The organism is Roseateles sp. GW821-FHT03B02, from assembly GCF_059421025.1.
In genome coordinates, this window is record NZ_JBWKUV010000002.1 from 516,261 (window position 1) to 532,371 (window position 16,111).

Genomic DNA, 16,111 nt, shown 5'->3' on the forward strand with positions numbered 1-16,111 from the left:
AGCTGCATTATTGATGTCGGCGATGATGCCGCCGTGAGCCTGCACCTCGACTATTCCGGTTTCAAGTCCTTGCTGCTCGTGGTCGCGTTGCCGCCCACGCCGTTGCTGCTGCTGGCGGCCTGGGGAGGCTGGCGGCTCAGGCGCGGCCGGCGTCTTGGCGCGACGCTGCTGGGCCTGGCGCTGGCCGGCGTCTGGCTGTCAGGCACGGAGGCGGTGGGCGAGCTGCTGAGCCGGGCCGCGGGCAAGCCTGCGCTGCTGAATCCCGGCCGGGTCGACGCGCTGCGTGGCCGCAGCGATGGCGCGGTGCTGGTGCTGGGTGGGGGTGTCAGGCGGCTGGCGCCGGAATATGGCGCCGGCGCGCCGACCGAGCTCACCGCCGAGCGCCTGGCCTACGGCGTCTGGCTGGCTCGGCGCACCGGCTGGCCGCTGGGCTTTTCCGGCGGCATTGGCTGGACGGCGACGGAATTGCGCCAGCCCGAAGCGATCACGGTGGGCCGAGTGGCGGCCGAGGAATACGGCCTGCCGCTGCGCTGGGCCGAAGGCCGTTCGCGCGACACGCGCGAGAACGCTGCCCAGACCCTGCCCCTGCTGGCGGCTGCAGGGGTGAAGCAGGTCGTCCTCGTCACGCACGACGCCCACATGCGCCGCGCGCTACGGGCTTTCGAGGCCGAGGCGGCGCCGCTCGGCATCCAGTTGCTGCCCGCACCGGTAGGGTTGCGGGAGGATGCGCTGAGCAGTTTCGGTGACTGGTGCCCTTCGGTCGGGGGCTTCGGGCGGGTCAGGTACGTCGTCTACGAGACGCTGGCCTGGTTGGCCGGACGCTGAGGCAGCACAAATAGAAACCCCGCCGGGCTTGCGGGCCGGGCGGGGTGGGTGGCGATGCCACCTTGGGGCTCTACGGCGATCTGCCGAAGGGCTCCTGGCGCGCAAGGGATTGCGCCAGAGGGTTTGCCTCAAAAGGCACTTCAACAGTAGGCGAGCGCGGTCAGGGCTTCAAGAAGAGTTGCCCGAATAGCGCCTCGGCACGCTTCGTGACCTCGGGCGGCAGGCTGATGCCACGGCCCCATTCGCGGCTGGTCTCACCGGGCCATTTGTTGGTGGCGTCCAGCCCCATCTTGCCGCCCAGGCCGCTGACGGGCGAGGCGAAGTCGAGATAGTCGATGGGGGTGTTGTCCACCAATGTGGTGTCGCGCACCGGGTCCATGCGGGTCGTGATGGCCCAGATCACCTCCTGCCAGTTGCGCGTGTCGATGTCGTCGTCCACGACGACGATGAACTTGGTGTACATGAACTGGCGCAGGAAGCTCCAGATGCCGAACATCAGCCGCTTGGCGTGGCCCGGGTAGGACTTCCTGATCGACACGACGGCCATGCGGTAGCTGCAGCCCTCGGGCGGGAGGTAGAAGTCGACAATCTCCGGAAACTGCTTCTGCAAGATCGGCACAAAGACCTCATTGAGGGCCACGCCGAGGATGGCGGGCTCGTCGGGTGGCTTGCCGGTGTAAGTGGAGTGGTAGATCGGGTTCTTGCGCTGGGTCTGGCGCGTGATCTCGAAGACGGGAAACCAGTCCTGCTCGTTGTAATAGCCGGTGTGGTCGCCGAAGGGGCCTTCCAGCGCGTGCAGGTAGCCGCCCTTCTCCTTCAGCGGCACGCCGCGCTCGCTGACGCCGGTGAACCCGGGCGCGGCGGGCGGGATGTGGCCTTCCAGCACGATCTCGGCCGAGGCGGGCGCCTGCAGCGGCAAGTTCTTGCCCACGCACGTGTTGACCAGTTCGGTCCGCGAGCCGCGCAGCAGGCCGGCGAATTGGTATTCGGACAGGCTGTCCGGCACGGGCGTGACGGCGCCCAGGATGGTGGCCGGATCCGCGCCCAGGGCGACGGCGAGGGGGAACGGCTCGCCCGGATGGGTCAGTGCATGGTCGCGGAAATCCAGTGCACCGCCTCGGTGCGCCAGCCAGCGCATGATGACCTGGCGGGACGAAATCAGTTGCTGACGGTAGATGCCGAGGTTCTGTCGGGTGCGGGTCGGACCCCGGGTGATGACGAGCCCCCACGTGATCAGGGGGGCTGCGTCGTCCGGCCAGCAGGTCTGGATGGGCAGTCGGCCGAGGTCGATGTCGGCGCCTTCGAACACCTCCTCCTGGCAGGGGGCGTGGCGCCGCACGGCGGGCTTCATGTCCCACAGCGCCTTGGCCATCTGCAGCAGCTTGGCCGTGTCCTTCAAGCCCTTTGGCGGGTCGGGCTCCTTGAGACTGGCCAGTACCCGCCCGACGTCCCTCAAATCGGCCAGAGATTCAGCGCCCATGCCGAGTGCGACGCGTCGTGTTGTCCCGAAAAGATTGGTCAAGGCAGGGGTGGCATGACCCTCGGGAGACTCGAACAGCAGGGCTGGTCCGCCGGCCCTCAGCACGCGGTCGCTGAGGGCTGTCATTTCCAGCACCGGCGAGACTTTTTCACGCACGCGCTTGAGCTCTCCTAGGCTTTCCAGCCCGGCCATGAAGTCCCTCAGGTCGCTGTATTTCATAACTAAAAGTAGTTTTGAAGGGCCAAAACAACCTTGACTGGTTATCTTCGACCCGTAAAATTCGTGGCTTCGGGTTTGTACTGAAACCCAACCGGTCAGGTCCTCCGGGCACGCAGATGCCACAGACCCAAGCCATCGGCCGGGAAATTATCACCGTCGCTCCACCCAGACCGCCTCACCCCGAGGCAGCCTGAAGCGGGCCGCGACACAAGGAGTCGCATGACGACACGTCAAGACCTCATCAGCCTGGCTCGCCACACGCGGGAATCGGCGTCGCTGTTCGTGAAGGACATCGGCAACGGCCTGCTCGTGGTCAGCCACAACACGCTGGCCCTCGTTGGGCTGGCCGTGGTGTCGGTGCTGCTGGTGTTCACGAGCCAGGCCGGCCTGCGCGAGAAGGTGGAGTCCGCCACGCTGGGCTGGCTCAGCGCCCGCCACGAGGCCCGCGCAGAGGCCGAGGGCAACACGCTGCTGGCCACCGCCGAGCCGGATGCCATTGCCCGCGCCACCGCCACCGACCCGCGCGAGCTCAGCCGCCAGCAGGCCGCCGTGGCGCACTGGCTGGCACGCCGTTACAGCGTGGCGCCCGAGCCGATCAGCCGCCTGGTGCAGGAAGCCTGGGCTGTGGGCCAGCGCGCCAAGGTCGAGCCGACGCTGATCCTGGCCATCATGGCCATCGAGTCGCGCTTCAATCCGTTTGCGCAGAGCGCCGTGGGTGCGCAAGGCCTGATGCAGGTCATGACCCGCGTGCACGACGACAAGTACGAGGCCTTCGGCGGCACGTTGGCCGCCTTCGATCCGGTGACCAATCTGCGCGTCGGTGTGCAGGTGCTGAAGGAGTGCATCCAGCGCGCAGGCAGCCTTGAAGAGGGGCTGCGCTACTACGTCGGCGCGGCCAACATCGCCGAGGACACCGGCTACGCCGGACGCGTGCTTGCCGAGCACGATCTGCTCAAGTCCGTGGCCGCCGGCCGCACGGTGCCCGCCAGCACCACGGCGCGCCCGTCGCGCGAAGCCGCCTCCTCGCCGGCCGGCGAATCTGCCCAGGTTGCCCTGCTGCGCTGAGGCCTGCACTACACTGGCCGCTCACGCGACTGGCGATCAGGGTCACGAGCTGACCCGAGGTGGGCCACCACCGGGGAGCGTGAGGCGGCCGCCCTCTGTCGACATGGCAACCGCTATCAGCCGTTCGCCTGGGCAGCCCTGAACTCACGCTCGCTCGTGAGCGCCGGGGATTCACCGCCTGACCTTCGGAACACCAGCATGTTTGACCGCAACACCTCCACCCTCGCCCTGGTCGACCCCGAGCTCTGGACCGCCGTCCAGAACGAGAATCGCCGCCAGGAAGACCACATCGAGCTGATCGCCAGCGAGAACTACACCTCGCCGGCCGTCATGCAGGCCCAGGGCAGCCAGCTGACCAACAAATACGCCGAGGGCTACCCCGGCAAACGCTACTACGGCGGCTGCGAGTACGTCGACGTCGTCGAGCAGCTGGCCATCGACCGCCTGAAGCAGCTCTTCGGCGCCGAGTTCGCCAACGTGCAGCCCAACTCAGGCTCGCAGGCCAACCAGGGCGTGTTTTTCGCGCTGCTGCAGCCCGGCGACACCATCATGGGCATGAGCCTGGCCGAAGGCGGCCACCTGACCCACGGCATGGCGCTGAACATGAGCGGCAAGTGGTTCAACGTCATCTCCTATGGCCTTAACGCCAAGGAAGAGATCGACTACGACGCCATGGAAGCCCTGGCCCGCGAAAAGAAGCCCAAGCTCATCATCGCCGGTGCCTCCGCCTACTCCCTGCGCATCGACTTCGAGCGCTTCGGCAAGATCGCCAAGGAGATCGGCGCCTACTTCATGGTCGACATGGCCCACTACGCCGGCCTGATCGCCGCGGGTGTCTACCCCAACCCCCTGCCCCACGCCGACGTCGTCACGTCCACCACGCACAAGAGCCTGCGTGGCCCGCGCGGCGGCATCATCCTGACGAACAAGGAAGACATCGCCAAGAAGATCAACTCGGCCATCTTCCCCGGCATCCAGGGCGGCCCGCTGATGCACGTCATCGCCGGCAAGGCCGTCGCCTTCAAGGAAGCGCTGACGCCCGAGTTCAAGGCCTACCAGGCCCAGGTCGTCAAGAACGCCAAGGTGCTGGCCGAGACGCTGATCGAGCGCGGCCTGCGCATCGTCTCCGGTGGCACCGAGAGCCACGTCATGCTGGTGGACCTTCGCCCCAAGAACCTGACCGGCAAGGAAGCCGAGGCCATCCTGGGCGCCGCCCACATGACCTGCAACAAGAACGGCATCCCCAACGACCCGCAAAAGCCCATGGTCACCAGCGGTATCCGCCTGGGCACGCCTGCGATGACGACGCGCGGCTTCAAGGAGGAGCAGGTCCGCCAGACCGCCCACCTGATCGCCGATGTGCTGGACAAGCCGCACGACGAGGCCAACCTGGCTGCCGTGCGCGAGAAGGTCGCCGCGCTGACGGCTGCCTTCCCGGTCTACCGCGGTTAAGCCGCCGGCATGCGCTGCCCGTTCTGCTCTCACACTGAAACCCAGGTCGCCGAAACCCGGGAGTCGGACGAGGGCGACGTCGTCCGGCGCCGGCGCCGCTGCCTGTCATGCGACAAGCGCTTCACGACGTATGAACGGGCCGATATCGCCCTGCCCTCGGTCGTCAAGAAGGACGGGCGGCGCGCCGATTTCGACGCGTCCAAGCTGCGTGCCTCCATGCAGCTGGCTCTGCGCAAGCGGCCGGTCAGCGTCGAGCAGATCGACGCGGCCATCAACCGCATCGAGGAGAAGCTGCTCGCCAGCGGTGCGCGCGAGATCGCGTCGACCCGGCTGGGCGAGCTGGTCATGCGGGAGCTCAAGCGGATCGACAAGGTGGCCTACGTGCGCTTCGCGTCCGTCTACCGCAGCTTCGAGGACGTCGACGAGTTCCGGCAGCTGATCCGGGAGATCTGATCCGGGTTGACCCTGTCCCCCTTCAAGGGGAAGCGAGGGGATGCGCCTCCCGCCATCCCCCCCTCGATCCGCCCTAAGGGGGAAAGACGCGGCGAGGGCCGCTTTCTAGCGTTCGTTCACTCGCAACGAACCCAGGGAAGCACCATGAACCGCATCGCCAAAGGCCCCGCCGCAGCAGCCGTGGTTTCACCCTCGTCGAACTCTGCACCGGCATCGGCATCTGTGCCGCCCTGCTCGGGCAGGCGGTGCCCGCCATGGGGAAGCTGCGCCAGGAGCAGAAGCTCCGCGGCAGCGCGGAAGCCCTCGCCACGGATCTGCGTTTTGCTCGCAGCGAGGCTGCACGGCTGGGCGATTCGGTCTTCTTCCGCGTCAGCGGCAAGGGCGCCGGCGCCTGCGATGTGCTGCACGCGGGCACCCGGAACGACTTCGATTGCACGGGCGGCCAGACCGTTTGCAAGAATCTCGGCAGCCAGCTCATCAAGGCCGAGTGGCTACCCAGCAGCCAGCGGTGCAGATCAGCAGCAATGCCGAGACCCTTGAGTTCCAGCATCGCCAAGCCCTGGTGACGCAGACGGGCAGTATCGAACTGCGCCTGGGCGACGGCACGGCGATCCGACAAGTCGTCGCCATCACCGGTCGCGTGCGCAGCTGCTATGTCGGCAGCAAGGTGGCCAGCATGCCCAAGTGCGCCTGATCCCCTCATTCATGGTGGTTGCCGACCGGCGGCACAACTCAGGGGACGAGCGGTATGCGTGCCGACCGCCTGCCAGGGGGGGCTGCCGAGAATCCGCGCATGCGCACCTTTCACCGCTCCCGAAGCCAAGGCTTCACGTTGATCGAGCTGATGGTTGCGCTCGCCATTGCCGGCGTCCTCGCCGCGATCGCCTATCCGGCCTACACCTCCCACCTCCAGCGTGGTCGGCGGGCCGATGCCCTGGCCGCATTGACGGCCGTCATGCAGGCCCAGGAGCGCTATCGCAGCAACGTCAGCAACTATGCGTCGACGCTGACCGACCTGAACAATCTCAACGTTGCCCAGATCACGCCGTATTACCAGATCTCCCTGAGCGGCGTGGGTTCGCCGCCGAGCTTCAATATTGGTTACATCGCCACGGCAACGCCGGTATCCGGCGCCAAGCAGGCCGCTGACAGGGCCTGCAAGACTTTTACCGTGACCTTGAGAGGTGCGATGCCCGCCTACACGGCCACGGGGGATCCGGAAGGCACCGGCACCGACCGCGACACGTCTGCCATCTGCTGGCCGAAATGATCATGAAAAAGCGTTTTCATGCGTTGTCCGCGCGCCTAGCCGGCCTGACCCTGGTGGAAATTCTGGTCGGGCTGGGCGTGCTGTCCATCCTGCTGGCAGTCGCCGCGCCTTCGATGGCCGACTTGATGGAAAGGCGCCGCGTCGTCGCTGCAGCCGACGAGGTTGCCAGCATCCTGAGCTATGCCAAGGCGGAAACCAACGCCACCAATTCCCTGCTGTTCGTTCGCTTTGACCCCGATCCGAACAACACGATGAGTTGCGCGGCCGTCACGACGTCGTCCGGCTTCAACAGCCGATGCAAGTGCTACTACGCGGCGAGCAATATCTGCCCTGGCAGCAGCACCAAGATGCTGCGCCTGTTCCAACTGCCGCTGGATCACGTGAAATTCAGTTCGGCGGCGACAACCTGGGCCGGCACGGCCAATCAGCTCAGGTTTTCCCGCGACCAGATGGGCATCGCCACCGAGGGGTTCCGCGTCAACGTGGTGGGCCAGAGAAAGGGGTACACCTTGCGCGTGGAGGTGAATACCGCCGGGCGGATCAAGATCTGCTCGCCGAACAGTGACATGAGCGGGTATGTGACATGCGCCTGAACCTCCGCACATCCCGTCGTCCCTCGTGCAGCCGCGAGCGTGGCCTGGGGCTGGTCGAGCTGATGGTGGGCATCACCGTCGGCCTGATCGTCACCGCCGGTGCGGCCGTGGTCGCGACACGGCAGATCACCGAGCACCGCCGCCTAATGCTGGAGGTACAGATCCAGCAGGATCTGCGCGTCGCGGCCGACCTGCTGCAGCAGGATCTGCGCCGCGCCGGCTATCGCGGCCTCCCGGCCAACGGTGTTTGGGAGCCGGAGCACAACGCGGGCACGGTTGCGGCAAAACCCGCGGCGTCGAGCCCGTACACCGAGCTGACGCAGACACAGGGCGGCAAGGACCTGTTCTACCGTTATGCGAAGGCGGCGGCCGGCACGTCCACCATGAACACCAGCAACGTCGTCGCGAACAACGAGCAATTCGGCATCCGCCTGAGCAACAAGACGCTGTATCTGCAGCTCGGCGTGGTCAACGGCCAGCCCAACTGGCAACCCATCACCGATCCGGACACGGTGCTGATCGATGACTTCATTCCGGTCATCGACTCCCAGCAGGTATCGCTGGCAGACCTTTGCAACTGCCCAGCCGGCAGTGTCTGCCCGACGCTGACGGTGAGGCGCGTGGATTTCACGATCAAGGCCATTTCAAAGTCCGACAGCAACGTCAAACGTACCCTGACGGTCAGCGAAAAGATTCGTGCTGACGACATCAGTGGGGCTTGCCCAACATGATCCGTCCGCTGAACACCCGCAAGCCGCTGGCGCAAAGAGGCGCGGCCACGCTCGTCGTGGTCATGATCCTTTTCCTCGTCATGGCCTTGCTCGCGGCCTACGCCAACCGCAGCCTGATGTTTGAGCAGCGCATCTCCGGCAGCTATTACCGGGCCAGCATGGCGCAGGAAATGGCCGAGGGCGGCCTGGAATGGGCCGTCGCCATGCTCAACGGCACGGGCATCGACGCCAACTGCCAACCGGTCAACAGCGGCGGAACGCGTTTCGTCGACAAATACCTCGCCGTGTCGGCCGCGGACCGCAGCGCGCAAAGCAAGAGCGCGGTTGCGACCAGCTTCGCCGTGGACTGCGTTCGCTCGAATGCCGGGCTGGTCTGCCGATGCCCGGCGCCCGACAACCGGACGACCCAGCCCGCCACCGTCGTGGCCGGCAATCTCGTGCCGAGCGTCGGCATCGCCCTCGGCTCCGAGAGCCCGAATCCGCATTTCGGCAACTTCCTGGTCACGTCGCAAGGCTGTACCGACAGCAGTGCCGACAGCTGCACGACCGGCGCGGAGTCGCGCAGCCTCGGGGCCATCGCGACATCGACCCAGGTGGCATCCATCGCGTTCGTTCCTGCCGTGCCGTCGTCGCCGGCCAGCCCCCTGACCGTCAAGGGCGCGCTGACGACGTCGGGCAGCGGCGGCCTCGGCCTGCACAACACCGATCCGGCCTCCGTCGGCACGCTGGTGGTGTCCGGCGAGGCGCCCCCCGCTCTCATCGACAGCCGCATGGACAGCGTGCCGGGCACGCCGTCCAGCCAGGCACGGGTTTTCGACGACACCGGCCTGAAGAACATGACGACCGACGCGTTCTTCCGGCTCTACATGGGCATGGCCGCCAGTCGTTACAGGAACCACCCGTCGCTGCGCGTCGTCAACTGCGCCGCGGGTGATTGCGGCCCTGCGCTGCAGAACGCCTACAACGCCGGCAGCCGCATCCTCTGGGTCGAAGGCGCCATGACCGTCAGCACCAACGTCGTCGTCGGTGCCGTCAACGACCCGCCCCTGATCGTCGTGAACGGCGCCGTCACACTGACCGGGCCCATGCAGATCAACGGCATGCTGGTGGCGCTGGGCGATCTGGACTGGACCAACACCGGCGGGTTGACGTCGTTGATCACCGGCATGGTGCTGGTCCAGGGCAACATGACTGCGACGGGCAACATGGACATCCAGTACCTTCAATCCGTCGCAAACCAGCTCCGCAATCGTCAGGGCAGCTATGTGCGGGTTTCCGGCGGCTGGATCGACGGCGTCAGCTTCTGACCGAGGTTCGCCGATGCCCAAGCTGCTCCCTCCCCCACTCCTCCGCGCTGCCTCGGTGCGCCAGCGCGGCGTCACCCTCATCGAAGCCCTGGTGGCCTTGCTGGTGATGTCTTTCGGCATGCTGGCCCTCGTGGGCCTGATGAGCAACCTGCGCTTTGGTGCCGACCTGGCCAAGCAGCGCAGCGAGGCCATGCGCATCGCCCGCGCGGAGATCGCCACTTTGCGGGCCTACTCCGAACTATCGCGTGGCGCCGGTACGCCGGCCACGGCCAAGGTCTACGGCGAGATCACCAACCAGACCCAACCCACTGCGAGGACGCCCGCCGACTCCAACACGACGTATAACGTGCAGCGCTTGGTCAGCCCGCTGGCCTCCGGCGGCCAGGGCGTGACCGTCCGCGTGTCGGTGAGCTGGAATGACCGTGCGGGCGATCCGCAGTTCATCAATCTGGACACCGTCATCGCCGCCGTGGACCCGGTTTTCAGCGCGGTCGTGGGCTTCACGCCCCAGGCCGGCGCCGTCACACTGCCGTCGGCGCGCAACCCGGTCATCCCCGAGGGGGCCAAGCAGCTGGACAAGAACAACAGCGCCTTCCGCCCCAGCAGCCTGGGCAGCGTGGTCTGGGTCTTCAACAACCTGACCGGCGTCATCGTCGGCAAATGCTCGATTCCCGCCGGCACACCGGTGTCCTCGCTGACCGCGGCGGACGTGGCCAGCTGCAACAACAACACCGTCGGCTACCTGCTGCGGGGCACCATCAGCTTCTCGAACTCGAACCCGGCCAATCCCGCGGCCCCCGAGGCAAGTGCCATCCCGCTCGGGCTGGACATCGTTGCAGGCAACTATGTGCTGCCCCGTCTCGACGCCAACGGCACCCCGCTCAAGGATGCCTACGGCAACATCCTCACTGACGGCTACACCGCCACGGCGCCGAGCTTTGATTGCTTCAACGACTCGCCCGGCAGCGCGCCCAGCGCTCAGCCCTTCGTCAACTACTACTGCATCGTCTACCCCACGGGCACGCCGCCGACATGGTCCGGCAAGCTCGTGCTGACCGGTTTCAGCACCGGCACGACAGCGTCGGACTACCGTGTCTGCCGCTACAGCGCCGACTACGACGGCAGTGGCGACGCCTACACGCCGGACAAGAAATCGCTGGAGAACTTCGAGCACCCGGCCGTCTATGGCAAGGTCATAGGTTCCCTGGCGCGCCAGAATTTCCTGGTGGTGCGTGGCGACCTCAGCTGCCCCACCGCGCCCGCCGTCGATGCGGCGAACGGTATCTTTGCAAACTACTCCACCGTCCAGCTGCAGCCCTGACCGCTGGCTAGACTGGCGGCATGAATCCGTCGGACATCACTGCTGCGCTGCAGCGCGCGCTGACCCTGGCCGAGCAGGCCGTGGGGCTGAGCGACCCCAACCCGCGCGTCGGCTGCGTCATCCTGTCGCCTGATGGCCGAGAGCTGGGCGCGGGGCACACCCAGGCGGCGGGGCAGGCCCATGCCGAAGTGATGGCGCTGCGCGAAGCTGCCGCCCGCGGCCATGACGTCCGCGGCGCCACGGCCGTTGTCACGCTGGAACCCTGCTCCCACCACGGCCGTACGCCGCCCTGCTGCGACGCGCTCATCGGCGCCGGCATTGCATGCGTCATCGCCGCCATCCAGGACCCCAACCCCCAGGTGGCCGGCCAGGGCCTGGCGCGGCTGAAGGCCGCCGGCATCCAGGTCGAGCTGGCCGGTGCGGCCATCGCCGACGCGGCACGCGAACTCAACATCGGCTTCTTCTCGCGCATGCAGCGCGGCCGCCCCTTCGTGCGGCTCAAGTCAGCCATCTCCCTTGACGGCCGCACCGCCCTGCCCGATGGACACAGCCAGTGGATCACCGGCGAGCCGGCCCGCACGGACGGTCATGCCTGGCGGCGGCGTGCCGGTGCCGTGCTGACGGGCATCGGCACCGTGCTGGCGGACGACCCGCGCCTGGACGTGCGCCTCGTGCCGGCTACAAGGCAACCCCTGCGCATCGTGCTCGACCCTCGGGGCCGCATGCCTGCTGGGGCCCGCATCCTGCAGCCGCCCGGCGAGGCCCGCGTCATCGGCCCGGGCCGCGCCGACCTTCCCGCCCTGCTCGCCGACCTCGGCACCCAGGGCATCAACGAGCTTCACGTCGAAGCCGGCCCGACGCTGTCCGGCGCTTTTCTCGACGCCGGCCTCGTCGACGAACTGCTCGTCTACCAGGCGCCGGTGCTGATTGGCGAGGGGCGTCCGCTGGCGACACTGGCTGCGCTGGACGATCTCGGCAGCGCCCGCCGCTGGCGGCTTGTCGAAGCCACACCCGTCGGCCAGGATCTGCGCCTTCGCCTTCGCCTGCGCCCAACCTAGGGTCGCCACCTACAATCGCCGGCTATGCCCATCTCCCCCATCCCCGAGCTGGTCGCCGAGCTGGCCGCCGGCCGCATGGTCATCCTGGTTGACGAGGAAGACCGCGAGAACGAGGGCGATCTCGTCCTCGCCGCCGACCTTGTCACGCCCGAGGCCATCAACTTCATGGCCAAGCATGGCCGCGGCCTGATCTGCCTGACGCTGCCGCGCGAGCATTGCGAGCGCCTGCAGCTGCCGCCGATGACTCGCCGCAACGGCACCCAGCATGGCACGGCCTTCACCGTGTCCATCGAGGCCGCCACCGGCGTCACCACCGGCATCTCGGCCGCCGACCGTGCGCGCACCGTGCAGGCCGCTGTCGCCGCGGACGCCAAGGCCAGCGACCTCGTCCAGCCCGGCCACATCTTCCCGCTGCAGGCCCAGGACGGCGGGGTGCTGATGCGCGCCGGCCATACCGAGGCCGGCTGCGATCTGGCCCGCATGGCCGGTCTGTCGGCCACCTCCGTGATCTGCGAGATCATGAAGGATGACGGCACGATGGCCCGCCTGCCCGATCTCGAGATCTTCGCGGCCGAGCATGGCCTCAAGATCGGCACCATTGCCGACCTCATCGAGTACCGCAGCCGCCACGAAAGCCTGATCACCCGCGTCGCGGAGCGCCGCCTGAACACGGCCCAGGGCGAGTTCACCTGCCAGGTCTTCACCGACCGCACGGGCGGCACCCACCTTGCCTTGAGCCACGGTCAATGGCAGCCGGATGGCGAAGTTCTCGTGCGCGTGCACGAGCCGCTGTCGGTCATGGACCTGCTCGAAGCCGGTTCCTGCGGCCACTCGTGGGGCTTGCCCGCGGCACTGGCTGCGCTCAAGGCCAGTCCCGCCGGCGTGGCCGTGCTGCTGAACTGTGGCGAAGACGCTGCCGGCGTGCTCGCCCGCGTGCAGTCCAGCGAGCCTGCGCCCGCCTCCAAGGGCGCGATGGACCTGCGCACCTATGGCGTCGGCGCGCAGATCCTGAAGGCGCTCGGCGTGCACCGCATGAAGCTGCTGGGCAGCCCGCGCCGCATGCCCAGCATGACCGGCTATGGCCTCGAAGTCACCGGCTTCGTCGCTCCCCCTTCCTGCTGACCCGAGAGGCAAGCGATGCAAGACTCCGACCAAGGCCTGCCCGGTTCCGAGGGCGCACTCGACGGCAGCGAACTCAGCGTCGCCATCGTGCAGGCCCGCTTCAACGACTCCATCACCTCGGCCCTGGCCAGTGCCTGCCTGGCCGAGCTGTCGGTGCTGGGCGTGCCGGCCGAGGCCGTCCGCCACATCACCGTGCCCGGCGCCCTCGAAGTGCCGCTGGCCCTGCAGGCCCTGGCCGAGAGCAACGACTACGACGCGTTGATCGCCCTGGGCTGCATCATCCGCGGCGAGACGTACCACTTCGAGCTGGTGGCCAACGAGAGTGGCTCGGCCGTCACCCGCGTCGGCCTGGACCATGGCATCCCGATCGCCAACGCCATCCTGACCGTCGAGAACGAAGCGCAGGCCTGGGCCCGCGCCGAGCCCAAGGGCCGCGACGCCGCCCGTGTCGCCGTCGAGATGGCTAATCTGCTGAAAGAGATCGAGTGAACGCACCCAAGACCGCATCCAAGACGGCCTCGAAGCCCGGCGTCAAGCGCGCTCCCGTCAAGTCCGCCCGCCGCCGCTCGCGCGAGGCAGCCGTGCAAGGCCTCTACCAGTGGCTGCTCACCGGCGAAGACCTCGGCGCCATCACGGCCCTGGGCCGTGAGCAGGACGGCTACGCCAAGCTCGACGTCAAGCACTACGACGCCCTGCTGGCAGGCTGCGTGCATGAGGCCGCCGACCTCGACGCCATCCTGTCCCGCCACGTCGACCGCAAGACCACCGAGCTCTCGCCCATCGAGCACGCCATCCTGATGATCGGCGCGTACGAGCTCAAGCATTGCGTCGACATCCCCTACAAGGTCGCCATCAACGAGGCCGTCGAACTGGCCAAGGCCTTCGGCGGCACTGACGGCCACAAATACGTCAACGGCGTGCTGGACCGAGCGGCCGGGGACCTGCGCCCCGTTGAGGTGGCGGCCAAGCGCTGATGAAGCTTGCAGGTCGGCTCGACCGCATCGAGCCCTTCTACGTGATGGAGCTGGCCAAGGCCGCGGCCCGGGTCGCGGCCGGGCCGCTTTGTGATCCCGCCCGGGGCGGCCGGCGCATGATCCGGCTCAACATCGGCGAGCCCGACTTCGGCGCTGCGCCGGCGGTGCGCGAAGCCGCCGCCCGCGTTGCCCAGGGCCCGACGCCCTACACGGACGCCCTCGGCCTGCCGGCCCTGCGCGAGGCCATCTCGCACTGGTATGGCCAGCGTTTCGGCCTGGTCGTTGCACCGGAGCGCATCGCCGTCACGGCGGGCGCCTCCGCTGCCCTGCAACTCGCCTGCCTCGCGCTCTTCGAGCGCGGCGACGAGGTGCTGATGCCCGACCCCTGCTACCCCTGCAACCGCCACTTCGTGACGGCAGCCGACGCCACGCCGCGCCTGCTGCCCACCGGCCCGGCGGAGCGCTTCCAGCTCGATGCGGCCCAGGTCCGTCAGGCCTGGACGCCGGCGACGCGCGGCGTGCTGCTGGCCTCGCCGAGCAACCCGACGGGCACCTCCATCGCCCCCGAAGTGCTGGCCGACATGGCGGGCTTCGTGCGCGGGCGCGGCGGCGTCACCGTCGTCGACGAGATCTACTTGCCGTTGAGCTACGAGGAGCACTTCGGCCACAGCGCCCTGGCGCTGGGCGACGACATCGTCTCGGTCAACAGCTTCTCCAAATACTTCGGCATGACGGGCTGGCGCCTGGGCTGGCTGGTGCTGCCCCCGGCCCTCGTGCCCGCCATCGAGCGGCTGGCGCAAAACCTCTACATCTGCCCTTCCACGCTGGCGCAGAAGGCGGCGCTCGCCTGTTTCGAGCCCGAGTCCATCGCCGAGTTCGAGCGCCGCCGCGCCGTGCTGCGCGAGCGCCGCGACTACATCGTGCCGGCGCTGCGCGAATTGGGCTTCGGCGTCCCAGTCGCGCCCGATGGTGCCTTCTACGTCTGGATGGAAGTGTCGCGCCTGCATGCCGACAGCTGGGCGTTCGCGCACGAACTGCTGGAGAGCGCCCAGGTGGCGCTGACGCCCGGCCGCGACTTCGGCCTCACCGATCCGCAGCGCTGGATGCGCCTGTCGTTCGCCTCGTCCATCGAAGACCTGCAGGAAGCCGTGGCCCGGCTGCGCAGGGTGCTGGCATGAACTTCCAGTTCCCGATCAGGGTGTACTGGGAGGACACGGATGCAGGCGGCATCGTGTTCTACGCCAACTACCTGAAGTTCTTCGAGCGCGCCCGCACCGAATGGCTGCGCGCGGCCGGCGTCGAGCAGCACCAGTTGCGCGAGGACACGGGCGTCATGTTCGTCGTCGCTGCCACCAGCCTGCGTTACCTCGCGCCGGCACGGCTGGATGACATGCTGACTGTCACCGTGGAGCCAGAGCCGGCCGGTCGCGCCAGCCTCATCGTGCGCCAGCGTGCGCTGCGCGGCGACACCCTGCTGTGCGAAGGCGAGATCCGCATCGGCTGCGTGCGCGCCGGCGACCTGAAACCCCAACGCCTGCCCGATGCCGTCGTGCAGGCCATTGCCCAATGAACCAAGACCTCTCTATCGTCTCCCTGATCCTGCACGCCAGCTTTGCCGTGCAGCTCGTCATCGCGGGCCTGCTGCTCGTGTCGCTGGCGAGCTGGAGCGTCATCTTCGGCAAGCTCATCGGCCTGGGCCAGATCAAGCGCCGCAACGACGCCTTCGAGGCCGAGTTCTGGAGCGGCAAGAACCTCAACGACCTCTACCAGGCCGTCGGCAACCGCACCGACGGCGCGCCGCTTGAGCGCATCTTCGCCTCCGGCATGCGCGAGTTCCTGAAGCTCCGCGAAAAGCGCGTCACCGATGCCGGCGCCCTGCTCGACGCCGCCCGCCGCGCCATGCGCGCCAGCTTCCAGCGCGAGCTGGACGCGATGGAAAGCAACCTGTCCTTCCTTGCCTCGGTCGGCTCGGTGTCGCCCTACGTGGGCCTGTTCGGCACCATCTGGGGGATCATGCACGCCTTCGTCGGCCTGTCCAACCTGACCCAGGTCACGCTCGCCACCGTGGCTCCGGGCATCGCCGAGGCACTGGTCGCCACGGCCATCGGCCTGTTCGCGGCCATCCCGGCCGTGCTGGCCTACAACCGCTTCGCGCGCCAGATCGACCGCAGCGCCATCACGCTGGAGACCTTCATCGAGGAGTTCTCCAACATCCTGCAACGCAACGCTACGCAGCACTGA

The 16,111-nt window shown here is 67.8% G+C and carries 20 protein-coding genes and 1 riboswitch; of the genes, 18 read left to right on the plus strand and 2 right to left on the minus strand.

The window, feature by feature from the left end; translation table 11 throughout:
- The first annotated feature begins 33 nt into the window (after positions 1 to 33).
- Complete coding sequence (locus tag AC07VX_RS08735; protein WP_493164314.1) at positions 34 to 825, plus strand: YdcF family protein; 792 nt, start codon at positions 34 to 36, stop codon at positions 823 to 825.
- Between the two features lie 160 nt (positions 826 to 985).
- On the opposite strand, the gene ubiD is transcribed toward AC07VX_RS08735, so the two are convergent.
- Positions 986 to 2,524, minus strand: coding sequence for a 4-hydroxy-3-polyprenylbenzoate decarboxylase (gene ubiD, locus AC07VX_RS08740; protein WP_493164315.1), 1,539 nt, complete (start codon positions 2,522 to 2,524; stop codon positions 986 to 988).
- 219 nt (positions 2,525 to 2,743) lie between these two features.
- On the opposite strand from ubiD, the gene AC07VX_RS08745 reads away from it, so the two are divergent.
- From AC07VX_RS08745 to nrdR, 3 genes are all read left to right on the plus strand, one after another.
- A complete protein-coding gene (locus AC07VX_RS08745; protein WP_493164316.1) occupies positions 2,744 to 3,589 on the plus strand; it encodes a lytic transglycosylase domain-containing protein in 846 nt (281 codons plus the stop codon).
- A 15-nt stretch (positions 3,590 to 3,604) separates the two neighbouring features.
- Positions 3,605 to 3,730: riboswitch (ZMP/ZTP riboswitch) on the plus strand.
- A gap of 57 nt (positions 3,731 to 3,787) precedes the next feature.
- The gene (gene glyA / locus AC07VX_RS08750; protein WP_493164317.1) at positions 3,788 to 5,041 is read left to right on the plus strand and encodes a serine hydroxymethyltransferase; all 1,254 of its coding nucleotides are present in this window, start codon (positions 3,788 to 3,790) and stop codon (positions 5,039 to 5,041) included.
- Between the two features lie 9 nt (positions 5,042 to 5,050).
- A complete protein-coding gene (gene nrdR / locus AC07VX_RS08755) occupies positions 5,051 to 5,494 on the plus strand; it encodes a transcriptional regulator NrdR (RefSeq protein ID WP_493164318.1) in 444 nt (147 codons plus the stop codon).
- A gap of 116 nt (positions 5,495 to 5,610) precedes the next feature.
- Here the strand turns inward: nrdR and AC07VX_RS08760 are convergent, their stop codons facing one another.
- Positions 5,611 to 5,901 carry a hypothetical protein gene (locus tag AC07VX_RS08760; RefSeq protein WP_493164517.1) on the minus strand — a complete coding sequence of 97 codons (291 nt, stop codon included), beginning with the start codon at positions 5,899 to 5,901 and terminating at the stop codon, positions 5,611 to 5,613.
- Here AC07VX_RS08760 and AC07VX_RS08765 point away from each other — a divergent pair.
- The 14 genes from AC07VX_RS08765 (at position 5,839) to tolQ (ending at position 16,111) form a co-directional block, all read left to right on the plus strand.
- Entirely contained in the window at positions 5,839 to 6,060 is a 222-nt protein-coding gene (locus tag AC07VX_RS08765; RefSeq protein WP_493164509.1) for a hypothetical protein, read from the plus strand. The two genes, AC07VX_RS08760 and AC07VX_RS08765, sit on opposite strands and share 63 nt — an antisense overlap.
- Complete coding sequence (locus AC07VX_RS08770; protein WP_493164518.1) at positions 5,982 to 6,188, plus strand: hypothetical protein; 207 nt, start codon at positions 5,982 to 5,984, stop codon at positions 6,186 to 6,188. Before AC07VX_RS08765 ends, AC07VX_RS08770 begins: the two co-directional genes overlap by 79 nt.
- Before the next feature lie 99 nt (positions 6,189 to 6,287).
- On the plus strand, positions 6,288 to 6,764 hold the full coding sequence (locus AC07VX_RS08775) for a type IV pilin protein (protein ID WP_493164319.1): 477 nt from the start codon (positions 6,288 to 6,290) through the stop codon (positions 6,762 to 6,764).
- A complete protein-coding gene (locus tag AC07VX_RS08780) occupies positions 6,761 to 7,357 on the plus strand; it encodes a pilus assembly FimT family protein (protein WP_493164320.1) in 597 nt (198 codons plus the stop codon). The genes AC07VX_RS08775 and AC07VX_RS08780 overlap by 4 nt, the downstream gene beginning before the upstream one ends.
- Positions 7,348 to 8,088, plus strand: a complete 741-nt coding sequence (locus tag AC07VX_RS08785; protein WP_493164321.1) for a PilW family protein — start codon at positions 7,348 to 7,350, stop codon at positions 8,086 to 8,088. Before AC07VX_RS08780 ends, AC07VX_RS08785 begins: the two co-directional genes overlap by 10 nt.
- Positions 8,085 to 9,395 (plus strand): pilus assembly PilX family protein, encoded by a 1,311-nt coding sequence (locus AC07VX_RS08790; RefSeq protein WP_493164322.1) that lies wholly within the window; start codon positions 8,085 to 8,087, stop codon positions 9,393 to 9,395. The genes AC07VX_RS08785 and AC07VX_RS08790 overlap by 4 nt, the downstream gene beginning before the upstream one ends.
- Before the next feature lie 13 nt (positions 9,396 to 9,408).
- Positions 9,409 to 10,716, plus strand: coding sequence for a prepilin-type N-terminal cleavage/methylation domain-containing protein (locus tag AC07VX_RS08795; protein ID WP_493164323.1), 1,308 nt, complete (start codon positions 9,409 to 9,411; stop codon positions 10,714 to 10,716).
- Between the two features lie 20 nt (positions 10,717 to 10,736).
- Positions 10,737 to 11,774, plus strand: a complete 1,038-nt coding sequence (gene ribD, locus AC07VX_RS08800) for a bifunctional diaminohydroxyphosphoribosylaminopyrimidine deaminase/5-amino-6-(5-phosphoribosylamino)uracil reductase RibD (protein WP_493164324.1) — start codon at positions 10,737 to 10,739, stop codon at positions 11,772 to 11,774.
- Positions 11,775 to 11,798: 24 nt separating this feature from the next.
- Positions 11,799 to 12,896, plus strand: coding sequence for a bifunctional 3,4-dihydroxy-2-butanone-4-phosphate synthase/GTP cyclohydrolase II (gene ribBA / locus AC07VX_RS08805; protein WP_493164325.1), 1,098 nt, complete (start codon positions 11,799 to 11,801; stop codon positions 12,894 to 12,896).
- 15 nt (positions 12,897 to 12,911) lie between these two features.
- Positions 12,912 to 13,385, plus strand: a complete 474-nt coding sequence (gene ribH / locus AC07VX_RS08810; protein WP_493164326.1) for a 6,7-dimethyl-8-ribityllumazine synthase — start codon at positions 12,912 to 12,914, stop codon at positions 13,383 to 13,385.
- Complete coding sequence (nusB, locus tag AC07VX_RS08815; RefSeq protein WP_493164327.1) at positions 13,382 to 13,870, plus strand: transcription antitermination factor NusB; 489 nt, start codon at positions 13,382 to 13,384, stop codon at positions 13,868 to 13,870. Before ribH ends, nusB begins: the two co-directional genes overlap by 4 nt.
- Positions 13,870 to 15,048, plus strand: a complete 1,179-nt coding sequence (locus AC07VX_RS08820; RefSeq protein ID WP_493164328.1) for a pyridoxal phosphate-dependent aminotransferase — start codon at positions 13,870 to 13,872, stop codon at positions 15,046 to 15,048. Before nusB ends, AC07VX_RS08820 begins: the two co-directional genes overlap by 1 nt.
- Entirely contained in the window at positions 15,045 to 15,440 is a 396-nt protein-coding gene (gene ybgC, locus AC07VX_RS08825; protein WP_493164329.1) for a tol-pal system-associated acyl-CoA thioesterase, read from the plus strand. The genes AC07VX_RS08820 and ybgC overlap by 4 nt, the downstream gene beginning before the upstream one ends.
- The gene (gene tolQ / locus AC07VX_RS08830; protein WP_493164330.1) at positions 15,437 to 16,111 is read left to right on the plus strand and encodes a protein TolQ; all 675 of its coding nucleotides are present in this window, start codon (positions 15,437 to 15,439) and stop codon (positions 16,109 to 16,111) included. The genes ybgC and tolQ overlap by 4 nt, the downstream gene beginning before the upstream one ends.